We start from the raw sequence: 21107 nt of genomic DNA, 5'->3' as shown, positions 1-21107 counted from the left end.
CGAGTACGTGCGAATACCTCCACGATCTCGACCACGCGAATAGGTGAAGCGCCAGTGGCGAACGAAGCAAAACTCCGCGAGTACCTCAAGAAAGTCACGACGGATCTCGACGAGGCATACGGACGCCTGCGGGAAATCGAGAGCCAGGCCCATGAGCCCATTGCCATCACGGCGATGAGCTGCCGCTTCCCAGGAGGTGTCCGGTCTCCCGAAGAGCTGTGGGAATTGCTGCGCACCGGCGGGGACGCGCTCACCGAATTCCCCACGGACCGCGGCTGGGACCTCGACAACCTGTTCTCGGACGATCCGGACGACCAGGGCACGTCGGTCACCCGCGAAGGCGGTTTCCTCGGTGAGGCGTCCTCGTTCGACGCTGCGTTCTTCGGGATCTCGCCGCGCGAGGCCATGGCGATGGACCCGCAGCAGCGGCTGCTCCTGGAAACCTCGTGGGAGGCGTTCGAACGGGCCGGTATCGACCCGCAGACCCTGCGCGGCAGCCAGTCCGGTGTGTTCGTCGGGATCAACGGCTCGGACTACCTCACCCCGCTGCTGGAAGCTGCCGAGGACTACGCGGGACACCTCGGGACCGGCAACGCCTCCAGCGTGATATCCGGCAGGCTCTCCTACACGTTCGGTCTGGAGGGTCCGGCGGTCACGGTCGACACCGCCTGCTCCGCGTCGCTGGTCGCCCTGCACCTGGCCGTTCAGGCGTTGCGCGCGGGGGAGTGCTCGCTCGCCGTCGCGGGTGGTGTGCACGTGATGTCCACGCCCGGACTGTTCGTCGAGTTCAGCAAGCAGCGCGGTCTGTCCACGGACGGCCGCTGCAAGGCGTTCGCGGCCGACGCCGACGGATTCGGCCCGGCGGAGGGCGTGGGCGTCCTGCTGCTTGAGCGGCTCTCGGACGCGCAGCGTCATGGGCATCCGGTGCTTGCGGTGGTCCGTGGTTCGGCGATCAACCAGGACGGTGCGAGCAATGGTCTGACCGCCCCCAACGGGCCTTCCCAGCAGCGTGTGATCCGTCAGGCCCTTGCCAATGCCCGGCTCTCCACGGACCAGGTCGACGTTGTCGAGGCCCACGGCACCGGTACCAGCCTCGGTGACCCGATCGAGGCGCAGGCCCTGATCGCCACGTACGGGCAGGACCGGCCGGCCGATCAGCCGCTGCTGCTGGGGTCCGTCAAGTCCAACATCGGTCACACGCAGGCCGCGGCCGGTGTAGCCGGCGTGATCAAGATGGTGCTGGCGATGCAGCACGGTGTGCTGCCGCAGAGCCTCCACATCGACGAGCCCTCGCCGCATGTGGACTGGGAGTCCGGCGCGGTCTCGCTGCTCACGGAGCAGACGGCGTGGCCCGAGACGACGCATCCGCGTCGTGCGGGTGTGTCGTCGTTCGGGTTCAGTGGGACGAATGCGCATGTGATTGTGGAGCAGGCTCCGGTGGTTGAGGAGTCTGTGGCGGTTGGTGGGGTTTCGGGTCTGCCGGTGGTGCCGTGGGTGTTGTCGGGCAGGAGTGCGGGGGCGTTGCGGGCGCAGGCGGGGCGGTTGTCGGGGTGGCTTGCGGGTGGGTCGGTTGTGGATCCGGTGGATGTGGGCTGGTCGTTGGCGTCGTCGCGTGCGGGTTTGGATCACCGGGCTGTGGTGTTGGGTGATCATGCGGTGGGTGTGGCGGCGGTGGCGTCGGGTGGTCTTGCCGCGGGTGTGGTGACCGGGTCGGTTGTGGGTGGGAAGACGGTGTTTGTGTTCCCGGGGCAGGGGTCGCAGTGGGTGGGTATGGCGGAGGCGCTGTTGGATGCTTCGCCTGTGTTCGCTGCGCGGGTGGATGAGTGTGCGGAGGTGTTGGAGCCTTTCACTGGTTGGTCGTTGCGGGATGTTTTGCGGGGTGTGGAGGGTGCGCCGTCGTTGGAGCGGGTGGATGTGGTGCAGCCTGCGTTGTTTGCGGTGATGGTGTCGTTGGCGGAGGTGTGGCGGGCTGCGGGTGTGTGTCCGGGTGCGGTGATCGGTCATTCGCAGGGTGAGATTGCTGCTGCGTGTGTGGCGGGGATTTTGTCGTTGGGGGATGCGGCGCGGGTGGTTGCGTTGCGGAGTCAGGTGATTGGGCGGGTGCTGGCGGGGCTGGGTGGCATGGTGTCGGTGTCGTTGCCTGCGGGGGATGTGCGGGAGCTGATTGGTCCGTGGGGTGAGGAGCGGATTTCGGTTGCTGCGGTGAATGGGCCGTCGTCGGTGGTGGTTTCGGGTGAGGTGGGGGCTCTGGATGAGTTCCTGGCTTTGTGTGAGGCGGATGGGGTGCGGGCGAGGCGGATTGCGGTGGATTATGCGTCGCATTCGGCGCAGGTGGATTTGTTGCGTGAGGAGTTGGCGGAGTTGTTGGCTCCGATTGTTCCTCGGGTTGGGGAGGTGCCGTTCCTGTCGACGGTGACGGGGGAGTGGGTGCGGGGGCCGGAGCTGGATGGTGGGTACTGGTTCCGGAATCTGCGGCGGACGGTGGAGTTGGAGGGGGCTGCCCGGACGCTTCTGGAGCAGGGGTTTGGTGTGTTCATCGAGTCGAGTCCGCATCCGGTGCTGAGTGTGGGGTTGCAGGAGACGGTGGAGGATGCGGGCCGTGAGGCCGCGGTTGTTGGTTCGCTGCGCCGTGATGAGGGTGGGCTGGAGCGTTTCTGGCTGTCGTTGGGTGAGGCGTATGTCCGGGGTGTGGGTGTGGACTGGGACGCGGTCTTCGCGGGCACGGGTGCGCGGCGGGTGGATCTGCCCACCTACGCTTTCCAGTCGCAGCGGTTCTGGCCGGAGGCTGCTGGGGTCGGGGCGGCGGTGGTGTCTGCGGAGAGTGCGATTGATGCCCGGTTCTGGGAGGCCGTCGAACGTGAAGACCTTGAAGCGCTCACCGCGGAACTTGACATTGAGGGCGACCAGCCGCTGACCGCGCTGCTGCCCGCGCTGTCGTCGTGGCGGCGGCAGAGTCGTGAGCAGTCCATGGTGGATGGCTGGCGCTACCGCGTCGTCTGGAGGCGGATTGCCGAGCCTGTCCAGAATCGTCTGTCCGGCGTGTGGCTGGTTGTCGTTCCCGAGGTGCTGACCGGCCCGGCCCGGGAGTGGGCGGGTGCTGTTCTGCGTATGCTCGCCGAGCGCGGCGCGGACATCCGTACCGTGATCGTCTCCGCTGACGCGGCTGACCGTGAACGTCTCGCCGTGAGGCTGGAGGCCGAGGCGGGCGAGGCCGCACCGACCGGTGTTCTGTCCCTCCTCGCCCTCGCCGGTGAGGGCGCCTTCGCCGCCGAACTCTCCCTGTCCCAGGCACTCGGTGACGCCGATGTGTCCGCGCCCCTGTGGTGCGTCACGCGCGGCGCTGTCGCCACCGGCCGTTCCGAGCACGTGACGGACCCGGCGCAGGCACTGATCTGGGGTCTCGGACGGGTCGCCTCCATGGAGCAGGGCGGCCGTTGGGGCGGTCTGCTCGATCTTCCCGCCGACCTCGACGACCGGGCGATCGCCCGTCTGGTGGGTGTGCTGGCGGGTGACGCGGCCGAGGACCAGGTGGCGGTGCGCGCCTCGGGTCTGTTCGGCCGACGCCTGGCCCACGCGCCCCTCGCGGACGCCACCGCTGTACGGGAGTGGCGTCCGCGGGGCACGACTCTCGTCACCGGCGGTACGGGCGCGCTCGGCGCGCATGTCGCCCGCTGGCTCGCCGGGAACGGGGCCGAGCACCTGCTCCTCACCAGCCGCCGCGGCCCCGACGCCCCCGGAGCGGCCGAACTGCGCGACGAACTCACCGCCCTCGGGGCACAGGTCACCATCGCCGCCTGCGACATGGCCGACCGCGACTCCGTCGCCGCCCTCATCGCCGCCATCCCCGCCGACCAGCCCCTCACCGCCGTGGTGCACACGGCGGCCGTCCTCGACGACGGGGTCATCGAGACGCTCACCCCCGGCCAGATCGAGCGGGTCCTACGGGTGAAGGTCGACGCGACGCTGCATCTGCACGAGCTGACCCGCGATCTGGACCTGTCGGCGTTCGTCCTCTTCTCCTCCTTCGCTGCCACCTTCGGCGCTCCCGGTCAGGGCAACTACGCGCCGGGCAACGCCTTCCTGGACGCCTTCGCCGAGTACCGCCGGGCAGCCGGACTGCCCGCCACCTCCATCGCCTGGGGCCCCTGGGGCAGTGCGGACGGCGACGCCAGCGCGGCGGGCGACCGCATGCGCCGCCACGGCATCCTCGCGATGTCGCCCGAGCGGACCCTCGCCGCGCTCCAGCACGCCCTGGACCGCGACGAGACGACGCTGACCGTCGCCGACATGGACTGGAAGCGGTTCACCCTCGCCTTCACCGCGGACCGGGACCGGCTGCTGCTCAATGAGATTCCCGAGGCCCGGCGCATCATCGAGAGCGCGGAGCGGGAGTCCGCCGACGACCTGGCCGGGGGAGTGCCGCTCACGCAGCAGCTCGCCGGGCTGCCCGACGTCGAGCAGGAGCGGCTGCTCCTCGATCTGGTCCGCACGGCGGTCGCCGCCGTGCTCGGCCATGCCGACCTGGCGGCTGTCGAGGCCGGCCGGGCGTTCAAGGAGCTCGGCTTCGATTCGCTCACCTCGGTCGAACTGCGCAACCGGCTCGGCGCGGTGAGCGGCCTGAAGCTGCCCGCCAGCCTGGTCTTCGACCACCCGACCCCCGCTGCCGTCGCCGCCTACCTGCGCGCGGGGATCGTGCCCGACGCGGCAGCGGGCGGGGCACCGTTGCTGGAGGAGCTCGACAAGCTCGAAACCGTACTGGAGCGGGGCACCGCCGACAACGTCGTACGGGCCCGGGTGACCATGCGGCTCCAGTCGCTCCTGGCGAAGTGGAACGAAAATGAGAACCAGGCGGGCGCGGCGACGCTCGCGGCAACGGCCGACGGCGCCGCGACGGGCATCGGTGCCGGACCGTCGGACGGAGTGCTGGACGACGTCGAGCAGTTCCAGGAGGCGAGCGACGAAGAGCTGTTCGCCTTCATCAACAAGGGACTCGGCCGCGCCTGAACCACAGCCGGTCCCATGGAGGTCGCGCGATCAGCGGACCATCCTCCGAGCAACCAAGTATCCAGTTACCCGAGTAAGCGGGAATCAAATGGATACGCTTATTGACGGCGTGCCGGTAATTGGTCAGGATGGTCAGCCCCCTTGGTAATTCCGGTAGGGCAACTGCCCCCTACGCACTCTCCCACCCAGGGGTGCGTAGGGGGCAGTTAGGGGTTGTCGGGGAGATTGGGCGGCGAATAGCCTGCCGCTGAGCAGCCGATTCGGTCAAGAAATGAACCGGCTGTATGCCCGATGTAATTCTCGGCTTTTTGCACACAGTTTTCCGATGCCGTCTGCTGCAAATGGGTGGTTGCGTTAAATGGCGAATGAAGAGACGCTGCGGGACTACCTGAAGCTGGTGACAGCGGATCTGCATCAGACGCGTCAGCGGCTGCGCGACGTCGAGGCGAAGAACCAGGACCCCATCGCCATCGTCGGCATGGGCTGTCGCTACCCCGGCGGAGTGACCTCGCCTGAGGAGCTGTGGCAACTCGTCGCCGACGGCGGCGACGCCATCTCCGGCTTCCCCGCCGACCGCGGCTGGGACATGGAGACGGTCTACCACCCCGACCCCGAGCACCCCGGCACCAGCTACGCCGACCAGGGCGGCTTCGTCCGGGACTTCGCCCGCTTCGACCCCTCGCTCTTCGGGATCTCGCCGCGCGAGGCCCTCGCCATGGACCCGCAGCAGCGGCTGCTGCTCGAAACCTCCTGGGAGGCGTTCGAGCGGGCCGGGATCGACCCGACGTCGATGCGCGGCAAGCAGGTCGGCGTCTTCGTCGGCACCAGCAACCACGACTATCTGACGGCGCTGCTGAGCTCGTCCGAGAACGTGGAGGGCTATCTCGGCACCGGCAACGCGGCGAGCGTCGCCTCGGGCCGGCTCTCGTACACCTTCGGTCTCGAAGGCCCCGCCGTCACCGTCGACACCGCCTGTTCATCCTCCTCGGTCGCCCTGCACCTGGCCGTGCAGGCCCTGCGCAACGGCGAGTGCTCGCTCGCCCTCGCGGGCGGTGCCACGCTGATGTCAGCGCCCGGCACGTTCATCGACTACAGCAAGCAGCGTGGACTGGCCACCGACGGACGCTGCAAGGCGTTCTCGCCGGACGCCGACGGATTCAGCCTCGCCGAGGGTGTCGGCATCCTCCTCGTCGAGCGGCTCTCCGACGCGCGCCGCAAGGGCCACCCCGTCCTCGCCGTCGTCCGGGGCACCGCCGTCAACCAGGACGGCGCCAGCAACGGCCTGACCGCCCCCAACGGCCCGTCCCAGCAGCGCGTCATCCTCCAGGCGCTGTCCAACGCCAGACTCACCCCCGACCAGGTCGACGCCGTCGAGGCCCACGGCACGGGCACCGGCCTCGGTGACCCCATCGAGGCGCAGGCGCTCATCGCCACGTACGGCCAGGACCGTCCCGCCGGACGGCCACTGTGGCTGGGCTCCCTCAAGACCAACATCGGGCACGCGCAGGCCGCTGCCGGTGTCGCGGGCGTCATCAAGAGCGTCATGGCCATGCGCCACTGCGTGCTGCCGCGCACCCTGCACGTGGACGAGCCGACTCCGCATGTCGACTGGTCGGCGGGCGAGGTGTCCCTGCTCACCGAGGCGCGGCCCTGGCCGCGGAACGACCAGCCGCGCCGGATCGGTGTCTCGTCGTTCGGCATGAGCGGCACCAACGCCCACATCATCCTGGAGAGCGCGCAGGAGTCCCCGGCCGACCAGCAGGCACCCACCGACCAGCCGGCGCCCAACGGCCGACCGGCTGACGCCGGCACACCGCGGAACGAGCGGGCCGCCGACGGCGCGAGCCAGCCCGGCGTCCTGCCGGTCGTCCTGTCCGGCAGGACCGAGGCGGCCCTGCGCGCCCAGGCCGCCGCGCTGCACGCCCACCTCGCGGCCCACCCGGGCCTCGGCATCGCCGACCTCGCCTTCTCGCAGGCCCTCACCCGCGCGGCCCTGGACCGTCGCGCGGCGGTCGTCACCGACGACCGCGACAGCCTGCTGTCGGGACTCGCGGCACTCGCCGAAGGACAACCCTGCGCCGATGTGGTCGAGGGAAGTGCCGCGGAAGGCAAGCTGGCGTTCCTGTTCACCGGGCAGGGGAGCCAGCGGCTGGGGATGGGCCGTGAGCTGTACGAGACGTATCCCGTCTTCGCGCACACACTGGACGCGGTGTGCGCACATATGGACGCGCATCGTGAAGTGCCGTTGAAGGATGTGCTGTTCGGATCCGACACCGCCCTCCTCAACGAGACCGCGTACACGCAGCCCGCGCTGTTCGCCGTCGAGGTGGCGTTGTTCCGGCTCGTGGAGAGCTGGGGTCTCAAGCCCGACTTCCTCGCCGGGCACTCGATCGGTGAGATCGCCGCCGCCCACGTGGCCGGTGTCTTCTCGCTGGAGGACGCCTGCACGCTGGTGGAGGCTCGTGGGCGTCTGATGCAGGCACTGCCGTCCGGCGGTGTGATGATCGCCGTCGAGGCGTCGGAGGCTGAGGTCCTGCCGCTGCTCACCGACCGGGTGAGCATCGCCGCCGTCAACGGCCCCCAGTCGGTCGTCGTCGCCGGTGACGAAGCCGATGCGGTCACGATCGCCGCAGGTTTCGAAGCCCAGGGCCGCAAGGCCAAGAGTCTGACGGTCAGCCACGCCTTCCACTCGCCCCACATGGACGGCATGCTCGCCGGCTTCCGCGAGATCGCCGAGGGACTCTCGTACGAGAGCCCGCGCATCCCGGTCGTCTCCCACCTCACCGGGACGCTGGTCTCGCACGAGATGGCCTCGGCCGACTTCTGGGTCCGGCACGTCCGTGAGGCGGTCCGTTTCCTCGACGGCATCCGCGCCCTGGAGAGCCGCGGGGTCACCACCTATGTCGAACTCGGCCCCGGCGGTGTCCTGTCCGCCCTCGGCCAGGACTGCCAGACCGTGACCGGTCCCCGAGCGGCGGCCTTCCTGCCCACGCTGCGCACCGGCCGCCCCGAAGTGTGGTCGCTGACCGCCGCCGTCGCCGGTGCCCACGTGCGGGGTATCTCCCCGGACTGGTCCGCCCGCTTCGCCGGGACCGGAGCACACCGCGTCGAGCTGCCCACCTACGCCTTCCAGCGCGAGCTGTACTGGCCCCGCGATCCCTTCACCGACCTCACGGAGACCGCCGACGGCGTCGAACTCGGCGCCACCGACGCCAAGTTCTGGGAAGTCGTCGACAGCGAGGATCTGGCCGCGCTCGCCGACACCCTCGGGGTGGACGGCGACGAGCCGCTCAGCAGCGTCCTGCCCGCGCTCTCCGCATGGCACCGCCGCCACCGCGACCGCGACACTGTGGACGGCTGGCGCTACCGCGTCACCTGGAAGCCGCTCACGGACACCACGCCCGCCCCCCTCGCCGGGCACTGGCTCCTGGTCGTACCCACCGGGCACGCCGACGCCCCATGGGCCGCCGCCGCCGAGCGTGCCCTGACCGCGCGAGGCGTCACCGTGAGCACCGTCGCGCTCGACGCGACGCTCGACGACCGTGCCGCCACGGCCCAGCGGATCGGCGAAGCCCTCGCGAGCTCCCCCCTTACGGACTCCGCCCTTACGGACTCCGGCCCGGCGGCCCTCGAAACGCCCGCCGGGGTGCTGTCCCTGCTTGCCCTGGACGAGCGACCGCACTCCGAGGACCCTGCGGTGCCCGCCGGGCTGGCCGCCACCGTCGCCCTCGTCCAGGCGCTCGGTGACGCGGGCGTCGACGCCCCGCTGTGGGCGGCCACCCGCGGCGCCGTCTCCACCGGCCGCTCCGACCGCCTCACCAGCGTCGCCCAGGCCCAGGTCTGGGGCCTCGGCCGCACCGCCGCCCTTGAACTGCCCGGCCGCTGGGGCGGTCTCGTCGACCTGCCCCCGACCCCCGACGAGCGTGCCGCGGGAAGGCTCGCGGACGTCCTCGGCGGTCTCGGCACCGAGGACCACCTCGCCGTACGCTCCACCGGCGTCTTCGTCCGCAGGCTGACCCGAGCCACCCGGGACGAGCGCCCCGCCACCGAGTGGACCACCACGGGCACGGCTCTGATCACCGGCGGCACCGGCGCACTCGGCCGCCATGTCGCCCGCTGGCTCGCCCGCACCGGGGCCGAGCGTCTGCTCCTGGTCAGCCGGCGCGGCCCGGACGCCGCGGGTTCCGACGAACTCGCCGCCGAACTGCGTGAGCTGGGCGCCGAGGTGACCATCGCCGCCTGCGACGTCGCCGACCGCGACGCCGTCTCGGCCCTCCTCGCGACCATTCCGGCCGAGCACCCGCTGACCACCGTCGTCCATGCCGCCGGGGTGCTCGACGACGGTGTCCTGGATTCCCAGACACCGCAGCGCCTCGCGGCCGTACTACGCCCCAAGGCCCACGCGGCACACGTCCTGCACGAGGTCACCCGCGACCTGGACCTCTCCGCGTTCGTCCTCTTCTCCTCCGTCGCCGCTTCCTTCGGCGCTGCGGGACAGGCCAACTACGCTGCCGCGAACGCCGCCTTGGACGCCCTCGCCGTGCAGCGCCGTGCCGACGGCCTGCCCGCCACCGTGCTCGCCTGGGGTGCCTGGGCGGAAGGCGGCATGGCGACGGACGAACTCGTCGCCGAGCGCCTGCGGCTGGCCGGACTGCCCGCCCTCGCGCCCGATCTGGCCCTGTCGGCCCTGCACAGGGCGCTCACCCTGGACGAGACCGCCTCGCTCGTCGCCGACATCGACTGGGAGCGGCTTGCGCCCGGCCTCACCGCCGTACGCCCCTGCCCGCTGATCGCCGACCTTCCCGAGGCCACGCACGCGCTCGCCACCACCGAGGGATCCACCGCGGCCCGCGACACCGCCGGTGCCTTCGCACAGCAGCTGGCCGACGCCCCGGCGGGCGAACGCGACCAGCTTGCGGTGGAGTTCGTACGCACGCAGGTCGCCGCCGTACTCGGCTACGCCGGCCCCGAGTCCGTCGACCCGGGCAGCGCCTTCCGGGACCTCGGATTCGACTCCCTCACCGCTGTGGAGATCCGCAACCTCCTCACGTCCCGGACCGGCCTGCGTCTGCCCGCGACGCTGATCTTCGACTACCCCAACTCCCTCTCGCTGGCCTCCTTCCTACAGGGCGAACTGCTCGGTTCGCAGGCGACGGACCCGGCATTCCGTACCCCCGCGGGTTCCGGCCCCGCCACCGACGACGACCCCATCGCCATCGTCTCGATGAGCTGCCGTTTCCCCGGCGGTGTACAGACCCCGGAAGACCTCTGGCAGCTGCTTGTCACCGGCCGCGACGCGATCTCCGGCTTCCCCGCCGACCGCGGCTGGGACCTCGACGGGCTGTACGACCCCGAGTCCGCCGCCGAGAACACCAGTTACGTCCGCGAGGGCGGCTTCCTCTCCGACGCCACCGACTTCGACCCCGCCTTCTTCGGGATCTCGCCGCGCGAGGCCCTCGCCATGGATCCGCAGCAGCGACTGCTGCTCGAAACCTCGTGGGAGGCCTTCGAACGCGCCGGAATCGACCCCGCCACCGTGCGCGGCGAGCAGATCGGCGTCTTCACCGGAACCAACGGCCAGGACTACCTCAACGTCATCCTGGCCGCCCCCGACGGTGTCGAGGGCTTCCTCGGCACCGGCAACGCCGCGAGTGTCGTCTCCGGCCGCGTCAGTTACGTTCTCGGCCTGGAGGGCCCGGCCGTCACCGTCGACACCGCCTGCTCGTCGTCGCTGGTCGCGCTCCACTGGGCGATCCAGGCCCTGCGTCAGGGCGAGTGCAGCATGGCCCTTGCGGGCGGTGTGACCGTGATGTCGACGCCCGCCTCCTTCGTCGACTTCAGCCGTCAGCGTGGGCTGGCGGAGGACGGTCGTATCAAGGCGTTCGCGGCGGCTGCGGACGGTACGGGCTGGGGCGAGGGCGCCGGCATGCTGCTGGTCGAGCGTCTGTCGGACGCCCAGCGCAACGGTCATCCGGTCCTCGCGATCGTGCGAGGCTCGGCGATCAACCAGGACGGTGCGAGCAACGGTCTGACCGCTCCGAACGGACCTTCGCAGCAGCGCGTCATCCGCCAGGCCCTCGCAAGCGGCGGTCTGTCGGCCGCCGACGTGGACGCGGTTGAGGCCCACGGTACGGGTACGAAGCTCGGTGACCCGATCGAGGCGCAGGCACTCCTCGCCACGTACGGTCAGGGCCGCCCCGAGGACCGCCCGCTGCTGCTCGGCTCGGTCAAGTCCAACCTCGGGCACACACAGGCCGCCGCCGGTGTCGCTGGTCTGATGAAGATGGTTCTGGCCATGCAGCACGGCGTGCTGCCCCGGACCCTGCATGTCGACGAGCCGACCCCGCACGTGGACTGGTCGGCAGGCGATGTCGCGCTGTTGGCCGAGGCCGTGGAGTGGCCCGAGACCGGTCGCCCTCGCCGGGCGGGTGTCTCGTCGTTCGGCATCAGCGGCACCAACGCGCACACGATCATCGAGCAGGCTCCGGAGGCCGTACCCTCCGTCCCGCCCGTCCCGTCACCGCCTGCGCGGGCCGACAGTCCGCTGCCCTGGCTCCTCTCGGCGAAGAGCCAGGACGCTCTGCGCGACCAGGCAAGCCGACTGCACACCCACGCGGACCTGCACCCGGAACTGAGCCCCGCCGACCTCGGATTCTCATTGGCGGTCGGCCGCTCGGCATTCGAACGGCGCGCGGCGGTGGTTGCCGGGGACCGTGAGGGTCTGCTGGCGGGGCTTGCGGCGCTGGCGGAGGGTGGTTCGGCCGCAGGGCTGGTGGAGGGTTCGCCGGTTGGCGGGAAGCTCGCGTTCTTGTTCACGGGGCAGGGGAGTCAGCGGCTGGGGATGGGCCGTGAGCTGTATGCGGCGTATCCGGTGTTCGCGGAGGCGTTGGACGCGGTGTGCGCGTATGTGGACGCGCATCTTGAAGTGCCGTTGAGGGATGTGCTGTTCGGGTCGGACGCGGACGTGCTGGACCGGACGGGTTTCACTCAGCCTGCGTTGTTCGCGGTTGAGGTGGCGTTGTTCCGGCTGGTGGAGAGCTGGGGTCTGAAGCCGGACTTCCTCGCTGGTCATTCGATCGGCGAGATCGCCGCAGCCCATGTGGCCGGGGTGCTGAGCCTTGATGATGCGTGCGCGCTGGTCGCCGCCCGCGGCCGTCTGATGCAGGCGCTGCCGTCCGGTGGTGTGATGATCGCCGTTGAGGCGTCGGAGGATGAGGTTCTGCCGCTGCTCACCGACCGGGTGAGCATTGCCGCGGTCAACGGCCCCCAGTCGGTGGTCATCGCGGGTGACGAGGATGCTGCGGTCGCGGTCGTGGACGCGTTCCCGGACCGCAAGTCCAAGCGTCTCACCGTCAGTCATGCGTTCCATTCGCCGCACATGGACGGCATGCTCGCCGACTTCCGTAAGGTCGCGGAGGGTTTGTCGTTCGAGGCTCCGCGCATCCCGGTCGTCTCCCACCTCACCGGGACCCTGGTCTCGGACGAGATGTCGTCCGCCGACTTCTGGGTCCGGCATGTCCGTGAGGCGGTCCGCTTCCTGGACGGCATCCGCACCCTGGAGGCCGCGGGTGTCACCAAGTACATCGAACTCGGCCCCGACGGTGTCCTTTCGGCCCTCGCCCAGGAGTGTGTGAGCAGCGAGACCGTGGCTTTCGTGCCTGTTCTGCGCTCCGGTCGCCCCGAGCCCGAGACCATCACCACCGCCCTCGCTCAGGCCCACACCCACGGCATCGCCGTGGACTGGCAGGCGTACTTCTCCGGCACCGGCGCCCAGCGCGTCGACCTGCCCACCTACCCCTTCCAGCGCAAGCGCTACTGGCCGACCGTCTCCTCCGTCTACCTCGGCGACGTCGAGGCGATCGGGCTGGACGACACCGCGCACCCGCTGCTCAGTGCCGGTGTCGCCCTGCCCGAGTCCGACGGCATGGTGTTTGCCGGGCGACTCGCGCTCTCCACCCACCCCTGGCTCGCTGACCACTCCATCCTCGGCAGTGTCCTTCTGCCCGGTACGGCCTTTGTGGAGCTCGCGACCCGCGCCGGTGACCAGCTCGGCTGCGACTACCTCGAGGAACTGACCCTCGAAGCGCCGCTCGTCCTGCCCGAGCACGGCGGCGTCCAGCTGCGGGTGTGGGTCGGTGCCGCCGACGGGGCCGGGCGCCGCCCGCTCGCCCTGCACTCCCGGGCCGAGGGGCTGGCGGCCGAAGAGCCGTGGACGCGGCACGCCGGCGGTGTGCTCGCCGAAGGGGGGCGGCCCCCGGCCGCCTTCGACCTGGCGGCCTGGCCCCCCGCCGGTGCCACCGAAGTGGAGCTGGACGGGCGGTACGAGGAGCTCGACGGCATCGGATTCGCCTACGGTCCCACCTTCCGGGGCATGCGTACGGCCTGGCAGCTCGACGGTGACATCTACGCCGAGGTCAGGCTGCCCGAGGGCGCCGAGGACGAGGCGGGCCGCTTCGGCCTGCACCCGGCACTGCTCGACGCGGCCCTGCACGCCATCGGGCTGGGCGGCCTCGGTGCCGACGACGGCCAGGGGCGGCTGCCCTTCGCCTGGACCGGGGTGTCCCTGCACGCCGGCGGAGCCGCCGCCCTGCGTGTCCGTCTCTCCCCTGCGGGTGCCGAGGGGGTCCGACTGGAGATCGCGGACGCCTCGGGCGCTCCGGTGGCGGCCGTCGAGTCCCTCGGGCTGCGCCCGGTGACGGCCGATCAGCTCCGTGCCGCCCGTGCCACCTACCACGAGTCCGTCTTCCGCCAGCAGTGGACGGAACTGCCGGGCCTCGGCGCTCCGGCTGCGGCCCCCGCAGCCCGGTACGCACTCCTCGGCGGAGACACCGACGCTTCTGCCCGCTATCCGGACACTTCCCGGTATCAGGACCTGGCGGCGCTGGCCGCCGCCGTCGACGCCGGAGGGGCCGTACCGGACGAGGTCTTCGTCGAGCTCGCACCCGTGCGCGGATCCCTCTCCGCGCCTGCCGTGCACAGCGCCGCCCACGACGCGCTGGCGCTCACCCGGATCTGGCTGGCCGACGAGCGGTTCGCCGCCGCACGCCTGGTGTTCGTGACCCGAGGCGCGGTGGCCACAGACCCGGCCGACGATGTGAGCGACCTCGCCGCCGCCGCCGTGTGGGGCCTGCTCCGGTCCGCTCAGACGGAGAACCCCGGCAGGATCGCCCTCGCCGACACCGACCGACACGAGCGGACCGACCAGGCCCTGCGGGCGGCGCTCACCTCCGACGAGGAGCGGTTCGCGCTGCGCGCCGGAACCGTGCTCGTTCCGCGGCTCGCCCGGGTCGAGACCCGGCAGGACGAGCCCGGGCCAGCCCCGGCCTTCAAGCCCGGCGGTACGGTGCTGATCACCGGAGCCACGGGCGCGCTGGGCGGTCTGATCGCCCGGCACCTCGCCGCCGAACACGGCGTGGAGCGGCTGCTCCTCGTCGGCAGGCGCGGGTCCGACGCCCCGGGCGCGGCCGAACTCGCGGCCGAACTCGCCGAATCGGGCACCCGGGCGACTTGGGCGGCCTGCGACGTGGCCGACCGGGACGCGCTCGCCGCCCTGCTCGCGGACCTACCCGTCGAGCACCCGCTCACCGCCGTCGTCCACACGGCCGGAGTACTCGACGACGGCGTCATCTCCTCGCTGACCCCCGACCGGATCTCCGCGGTTCTGCGGCCCAAGGTGGACGCGGCCTGGAACCTGCACGAGCTGACCCGGGGCCTGGACCTCTCCGCCTTCGTGCTGTTCTCCTCCACCTCCGGCCTCTTCGGCGGCCCGGGGCAGGGCAACTACGCCGCCGCCAACTCCTTCCTGGACGCCCTCGCCCAGCATCGCCGGGCTCACGGACTCCCGGCGGTCTCGATGGCCTGGGGCCTGTGGTCCGTGGCCGACGGCATGGCAGGCGCCCTGGACGCGGCCGACGTCAACCGCATGCGCCGGGCCGGACTGCCGCCGCTCACGGCCGCCGACGGCCTGGAGCTGTTCGACATCGCCGTCTCCCTCGACGACGCCTCCCCGGCCCTTATGCGGGTGGACACAGAAGCCCTGCGCGCCCAGGCCGCGGAAGGCACGATCGCCCCGCTGCTGCGCGGTCTCGTACGGGGTGTGGCCCGGCGGTCCGTCGACGCGTCGGCCGCCGCCGGAGCCGCCGAGTCGGAGCTGCGTGGCAGGCTGGCGGGTCTCTCCACCGCCGAGCAGGACCGTGCGCTGCTGGACCTGGTGCGTACGCAGGTCGCCGCGGTCCTCGGACACGCGGGGCCCGCGGCCGTCGAGTCGGGACGGGCCTTCAAGGAGCTCGGCTTCGATTCGCTCACCGCCGTGGAGCTGCGCAACCGCCTCAACTCCGCCACCGCTCTGCGCCTGCCCGCGACCCTGATCTTCGACTACCCGGACCCGACCGTCCTCGCCCGGCATCTGCGCGCCGAGCTGATCGGCGACGACACCGCCGCCGCCGCCGTGGCCGAGCCGGTCACAGCCATGGCCGACGACGAGCCCATCGCCATCGTGGCCATGAGCTGCCGCTACCCCGGTGACGTACGCACCCCCGAGGACCTGTGGCAGTTGCTGACGGCGGGCGCCGACGGCATCACCCGGCTCCCCGAGAACAGGGGCTGGGACACCGAGGGGCTGTACGACCCCGATCCGGAGAGCCAGGGCACCTCCTACGCCCGGGACGGCGGATTCCTGCACGACGCAGCCGAGTTCGACGCCTCCTTCTTCGGGATCTCGCCGCGCGAGGCGCTCGCCATGGACCCGCAACAGCGGCTGCTCCTGGAGACGACGTGGGAGGTCTTCGAACGGGCCGGCATCGCGCCATCCTCGGTGCGCGGCAGCCGCACCGGTGTCTTCGCGGGCGTCATGTACCACGACTACGGCGCCCGACTGCACGCCGTGCCCGACGGCGTCGAGGGCTACCTCGGCACCGGCAGCTCCAGCAGCATCGTGTCGGGCCGCGTCGCCTACACCTTCGGACTGGAGGGCCCGGCGGTCACCGTCGACACGGCCTGCTCCTCGTCGCTGGTGGCCCTGCACCTCGCGGCACAGGCCCTGCGCAACGGCGAGTGCTCGCTCGCCCTCGCGGGCGGCGTCACCGTGATGTTCACGCCCGGCACCTTCATCGAGTTCAGCCGCCAGCGCGGACTGGCCGCCGACGGACGCTGCAAGTCCTTCGCGGCCGCGGCGGACGGTACGGGCTGGGGCGAGGGCGCGGGCATGCTCCTTCTGGAGCGGCTCTCCGACGCCCGTCGCAACGGCCACCAGGTCCTGGCCGTGGTCCGCGGCTCGGCCGTCAACCAGGACGGTGCGAGCAACGGCCTGACCGCCCCCAACGGCCCCTCGCAGCAGCGCGTCATCCGTCAGGCGCTGGCCAACGCGGGCGTCGCCGCCGGACACGTCGACGCGGTCGAGGCCCACGGCACGGGCACCACTCTCGGCGACCCCATCGAGGCCCAGGCGCTCCTTGCCACCTACGGCCAGGAGCACACCGACGACCGGCCGCTGCTGCTCGGCTCGGTCAAGTCCAACCTCGGTCACACGCAGGCCGCCTCGGGCGTCGCCGGCGTCATCAAGATGGTCATGTCGATGCGGCACGGTGTGCTGCCGAAGACCCTGCACGTCGACGAGCCGACCCCGCACGTGGACTGGTCGGCGGGCGCGGTGTCCCTCCTGACCGAGCAGACGCGGTGGCCCGAGACCGGCCGTCCGCGCCGCGCGGGTGTCTCCTCGTTCGGCATCAGCGGCACCAACGCGCACGCCATCATCGAACAGGCCCCGGAGCCGGACGGCACCCAGTCGCAGGCGCAGCCGCAGTCCGAGCCGGACGCCCGCGAACCGTCGCCCGTGCCCTTGGTCGTGTCCGCCCGTGGCGAGGACGCGCTCCGCGCCCAGGCCCGTCGGCTCCACGCCCACGTCCACGCCGACCCCCATCTGCGCGCCGTCGACCTCGGCCTCTCCCTGGCGACCACCCGCTCGGCCCTGGAACAGCGCGCCGCGCTCGTGGCCGGAGACCGCGCGGAACTGCTGCGCGGTCTGGACGCCCTGGCTCGCGGCGAGGACACGGCAGGACTCGTGCGCGGCACCGCCCGCGAGAGCCAGGTGGCGTTCCTCTTCACCGGGCAGGGCAGCCAGCGCCTGGGCATGGGACGCGAGCTGTACGCCACGTATCCCGTCTTCGCTGAGGCGCTGGACGAGATCTGCGCCGAGCTGGACCGGCACCTCGAAGTACCGCTGAAGGAGGTGCTGTTCGGAACGGACGGCGAGGCCCTGGACCGGACCGTCTTCACTCAGCCCGCGCTGTTCGCCGTCGAGGTGGCGTTGTTCCGTCTGGTGGAGAGCCGGGGTCTCCAGCCGGACTTCCTCGCCGGGCACTCGATCGGTGAGATCGCCGCCGCTCACGTGGCCGGGGTCCTCTCGCTCCAGGACGCCAGTGAACTGGTCGCCGCCCGCGGACGGTTGATGCAGGCACTGCCCACTGGTGGTGTGATGATCGCCGTTCAGGCGTCGGAGGCTGAGGTTCTGCCGCTGCTGACCGACCGGGTGAGTATTGCCGCGGTCAACGGCCCGCGGTCGGTGGTCATCGCGGGTGACGAGGATGCTGCGGTCGCGGTCGTGGACGCGTTCCCGGACCGCAAGTCCAAGCGTCTCACCGTCAGCCACGCGTTCCATTCGCCGCACATGGACGGCATGCTCGCCGACTTCCGCAAGGTCGCCGAGGGCCTGGTCTACGAGAGCCCGCGCGTCCCGGTTGTCTCCCACCTCACCGGTGCCGTCGTCACCGATGAGATGGGGTCGGCGGACTTCTGGGTCCGGCACGTCCGCGAGGCCGTACGGTTCCTCGACGGCATCCGCGCCCTGGAGGCCGCCGGGGTCACGACGTATGTCGAACTCGGCCCCGACGGTGTGCTCTCGGCGATGGCCCAGGAGTGCGTGAGCGGCGCGGACGCGGTCTTCGTGCCCGCACTGCGGGCCGGCCGCCCCGAGGCCGAGACCGTCACCCAGGCCCTCGCCCGAGCCCACGTCCAGGGCGTGCCCGTGGACTGGCGGGCCTACTTCTCCGGCACCGGCGCCCAGCGCGTGGAACTGCCCACGTACGCCTTCCAGCGCAAGCGGTACTGGCTCGATGTCGGCGTCTCCGCCGAGGACGTCATGGCGGCGGGTCTCGACTCGGCCGACCACCCGCTGCTCGGCGCCACCGTGGAACTGCCCGCGTCCGACGGGCTGGTCCTCACCGGACGCCTCGCGCTCTCCACACACCCCTGGCTGAGCGACCACACGGTCATGGACACCGTCCTGCTGCCCGGCACGGCATTCGTCGAACTCGCCCTGCGGGCCGGTGAACAGGTCGGCTGCGACACCGTCGAAGAGCTGGCCATCGAGGCCCCGCTCACCCTCGCCGAGCAGGGAGCCGTCCAGCTCCAGCTCGCCGTGGACGCCGCTGACGACGCCGGGCGGCGGACACTGACCCTGCACTCCCGCCGCGCGGATGCCCCGGCCGAGGAGCCGTGGACACGCCACGCCACCGGAGTTCTCGCGCCCGCCGCTCCCACGCGCCCCTTCGACCTGGCCCAGTGGCCTCCGGCCGACGCGGAGCCCGTGCCCACCGACGGGTTCTACCCGGCCGCCGCCGCGGCCGGCCTCGGCTACGGACCGGCCTTCCAAGGACTGCGGGCGGCCTGGCGGCGCGGCGACGAACTGTTCGCCGAGGTCACACTCGACGAGGAGTACGAAGGCGAAGCCGCCGCCTATGGCGTGCACCCCGCCCTGCTCGACGCGGCCCTGCACGCGATCGGCCTCGGCGCGCCCGGCGCGTCCACCGAAGCCCCGGCCGAGGGAGCCCGGCTGCCCTTTGCCTGGACCGGCGTACGGCTGTACGCGGCCGGCGCGGCGGGTATCCGCGTCCGGCTGACCGCCGCCGCATCCGGTGGCGTCGCCCTGGACGTGGCCGACTCCACCGGCGCGCCGGTGGCCTCGGTCGACTCCCTGATCCTGCGCCCGGTCTCGGCGCGGCAGTTGGGCGGGGACCGGGCCGCCCACCACGAGTCGCTGTTCGGCGTGGAGTGGGTCAAGCTGCCCGTCCCCGCGGGCGCGATCCCCTCCGGCGAACGCTGGGCCGTGCTCGGCGAGGACGAGCCGGACCTCAGGATCGGCGGCGAACGGCTCGACACGTACTCCGGCCTCACCGCGCTGCGCGAGGAGCTCGCCGCGGGCACCCCGGCGCCGGACGCGGTCGTCGTACCCCTGTCCTCCGCGGCCGTTGGCAGTGAACGGGCGTCGACCGCCCGCGCCGCCGCGCACCACGCGCTCGCGCTGGTCAAGGAGTGGCTGGCCGACGAGCGGCTCGACGGTTCTCGGCTGGTGCTGCTGACCCGGGGCGCGGTGGCCGCCGTGCCGGGCGAGCATGTGACCGATCTGGCCCATGCCCCCGTGTGGGGCCTGGTGCGGTCCGCGCAGTCGGAGAACCCGGGCCGGTTCGTGCTCGCCGACACCGACGGCACCGACGCGTCGTTCGGGGCGCTGGCCGCCGCGCTCGCGACCGACGAGCCGCAGCTCGCCCTGCGGTCGGGCGAGGCCCATGCCTTCCGCCTGCGCCGCATCACCCGTACCGCGACCCAAGCGGCCGGTGACGACCTCACGAAGGATGACGACCTCACGCGGGACGACGACCTCACGAGGATCGACACCGGCGGCACGGTCCTGATCACCGGTGCGAGCGGCACGCTCGGCGGACTCTTCGCCCGCCACCTGGTTGCCGCACACGGCGTACGGCACGTGCTGCTCCTGAGCCGCCGAGGCGACGAAGCCCCCGGCGCCGCGGAGCTGACGCGTGAACTCACCGGGTCGGGTGCGGAGGTCACCTGGGCGGCGTGCGACGCCGCCGACCGGGACGCCCTCGCCGCCGTACTCGCCGGAATCCCGGCGGGCCGGCCGCTGACAGCGGTCGTCCACACGGCCGGTGTGCTCGACGACGGCATCATCGACTCGCTCACACCCGAACGCCTCGACACCGTCCTGCGGCCCAAGGTCGACGCGGCCTGGAACCTGCACGAGCTGACCGAGGGCCACGAGCTCTCCGCGTTCGTGCTCTTCTCCTCGGTCGCCGGCTGCTTCGGCGCCGCCGGCCAGGGCAACTACGCGGCGGCCAACTCCTTCCTGGACGCCCTCGCCCAGCACCGCAGGGCCCGTGGCCTCACCGCCAGCTCACTCGCCTGGGGCCTGTGGGCGACGACGGACGGCATGGCGGGTGCCCTCGACGACGCCGACCTGACCCGGATGGCCCGCTCCGGCGTGGCCGCGCTCGCCCCAGCGGAGGGTCTGGCCCTGTTCGACACCTCCCGCACCCTGGACGACGCGGTCCTCGTACCCATGCGGATCGAGCTCGGCGCGCTGCGCGCCCAGGCCGCGGACGGCACCCTGCCGCCTCTGCTGCGCGGACTGGTGCGCACCCCGGCGCGCCGGGCCGCCGACTCCGGAGCGCGAACCGGCACACGTCACGGGACCGACCCGGCGGGCTCCCTCGAAGAGCGGCTCGCAGGCCTGTCGGCCGCCGAACGCGACCACGCGCTGAGGGAGTTGGTACGCACCCAGGTGGCCGCGGTGCTGGGCTACGCGGGCCCCGACGACGTCGACGCCGGACGGGGCTTCCTCGACCTGGGCTTCGACTCGCTGACGGCGGTCGATCTGCGCAACCGGCTCACGTCGAGCTCCGGACTCCGGCTGCCCGTCACGCTCATCTTCGACTACCCGTCTCCCGCCGCGCTCGCCGCGTACCTCGGCGAGCGGCTCGGCCAGGGCGACCCGTCGCGCCGGCCCGTCCACGCGGAACTCGACAAGCTCGAATCGATCCTCTCGACGGTCGGCCCCGACGACGTCGAACGCGCGGGCATCACCGCCCGGCTGCGAGACCTTCTGGCGAAGTGGAATGAAACGCACAGTGCACAGGACAGCGCCGCCGAAGAGCGGGAAATCCAGTCCGCGACCGCCGACGAGATCTTCGATCTCCTTGACGACGAACTGGGGCTGTCCTGACCGGCTCCGGCCCGGCGGGCGCTCGGTTCGGGCGGCTGCCCACGGGCTTCCGATCGCTCTCCGCTCCGGCACCCACCTTCCGATCCAC

Annotated in this window: 1 protein-coding gene and 1 pseudogene; both read left to right on the top strand. The window is 71.8% G+C overall.

Going from position 1 to position 21107, the window contains the following annotated elements:
- Positions 1-72: 72 nt before the first annotated feature.
- Positions 73-5004, top strand: a pseudogene (locus OG293_RS07545) (type I polyketide synthase); the annotation flags it as partial.
- A gap of 358 nt (positions 5005-5362) precedes the next feature.
- Complete coding sequence (locus tag OG293_RS07540; RefSeq protein ID WP_405997992.1) at positions 5363-21019, top strand: type I polyketide synthase; 15657 nt, start codon at positions 5363-5365, stop codon at positions 21017-21019.
- The last annotated feature ends 88 nt before the right edge of the window (positions 21020-21107 follow it).

Origin of the sequence: Streptomyces sp. NBC_00829 (assembly GCF_045161795.1) — a bacterium.
GTDB lineage: Bacteria > Actinomycetota > Actinomycetes > Streptomycetales > Streptomycetaceae > Streptomyces.
The sequence above is the reverse complement of the archived record's forward strand: the minus strand, read 5'-3'. Positions and strand labels throughout refer to the sequence as shown.

Excerpts from the sequence above, each read along its gene's own strand:
- OG293_RS07540 (WP_405997992.1), top strand. The coding sequence starts at position 5,363 with ATGGCGAATGAAGAGACGCTGCGGGACTACCTGAAGCTGGTGACAGCG.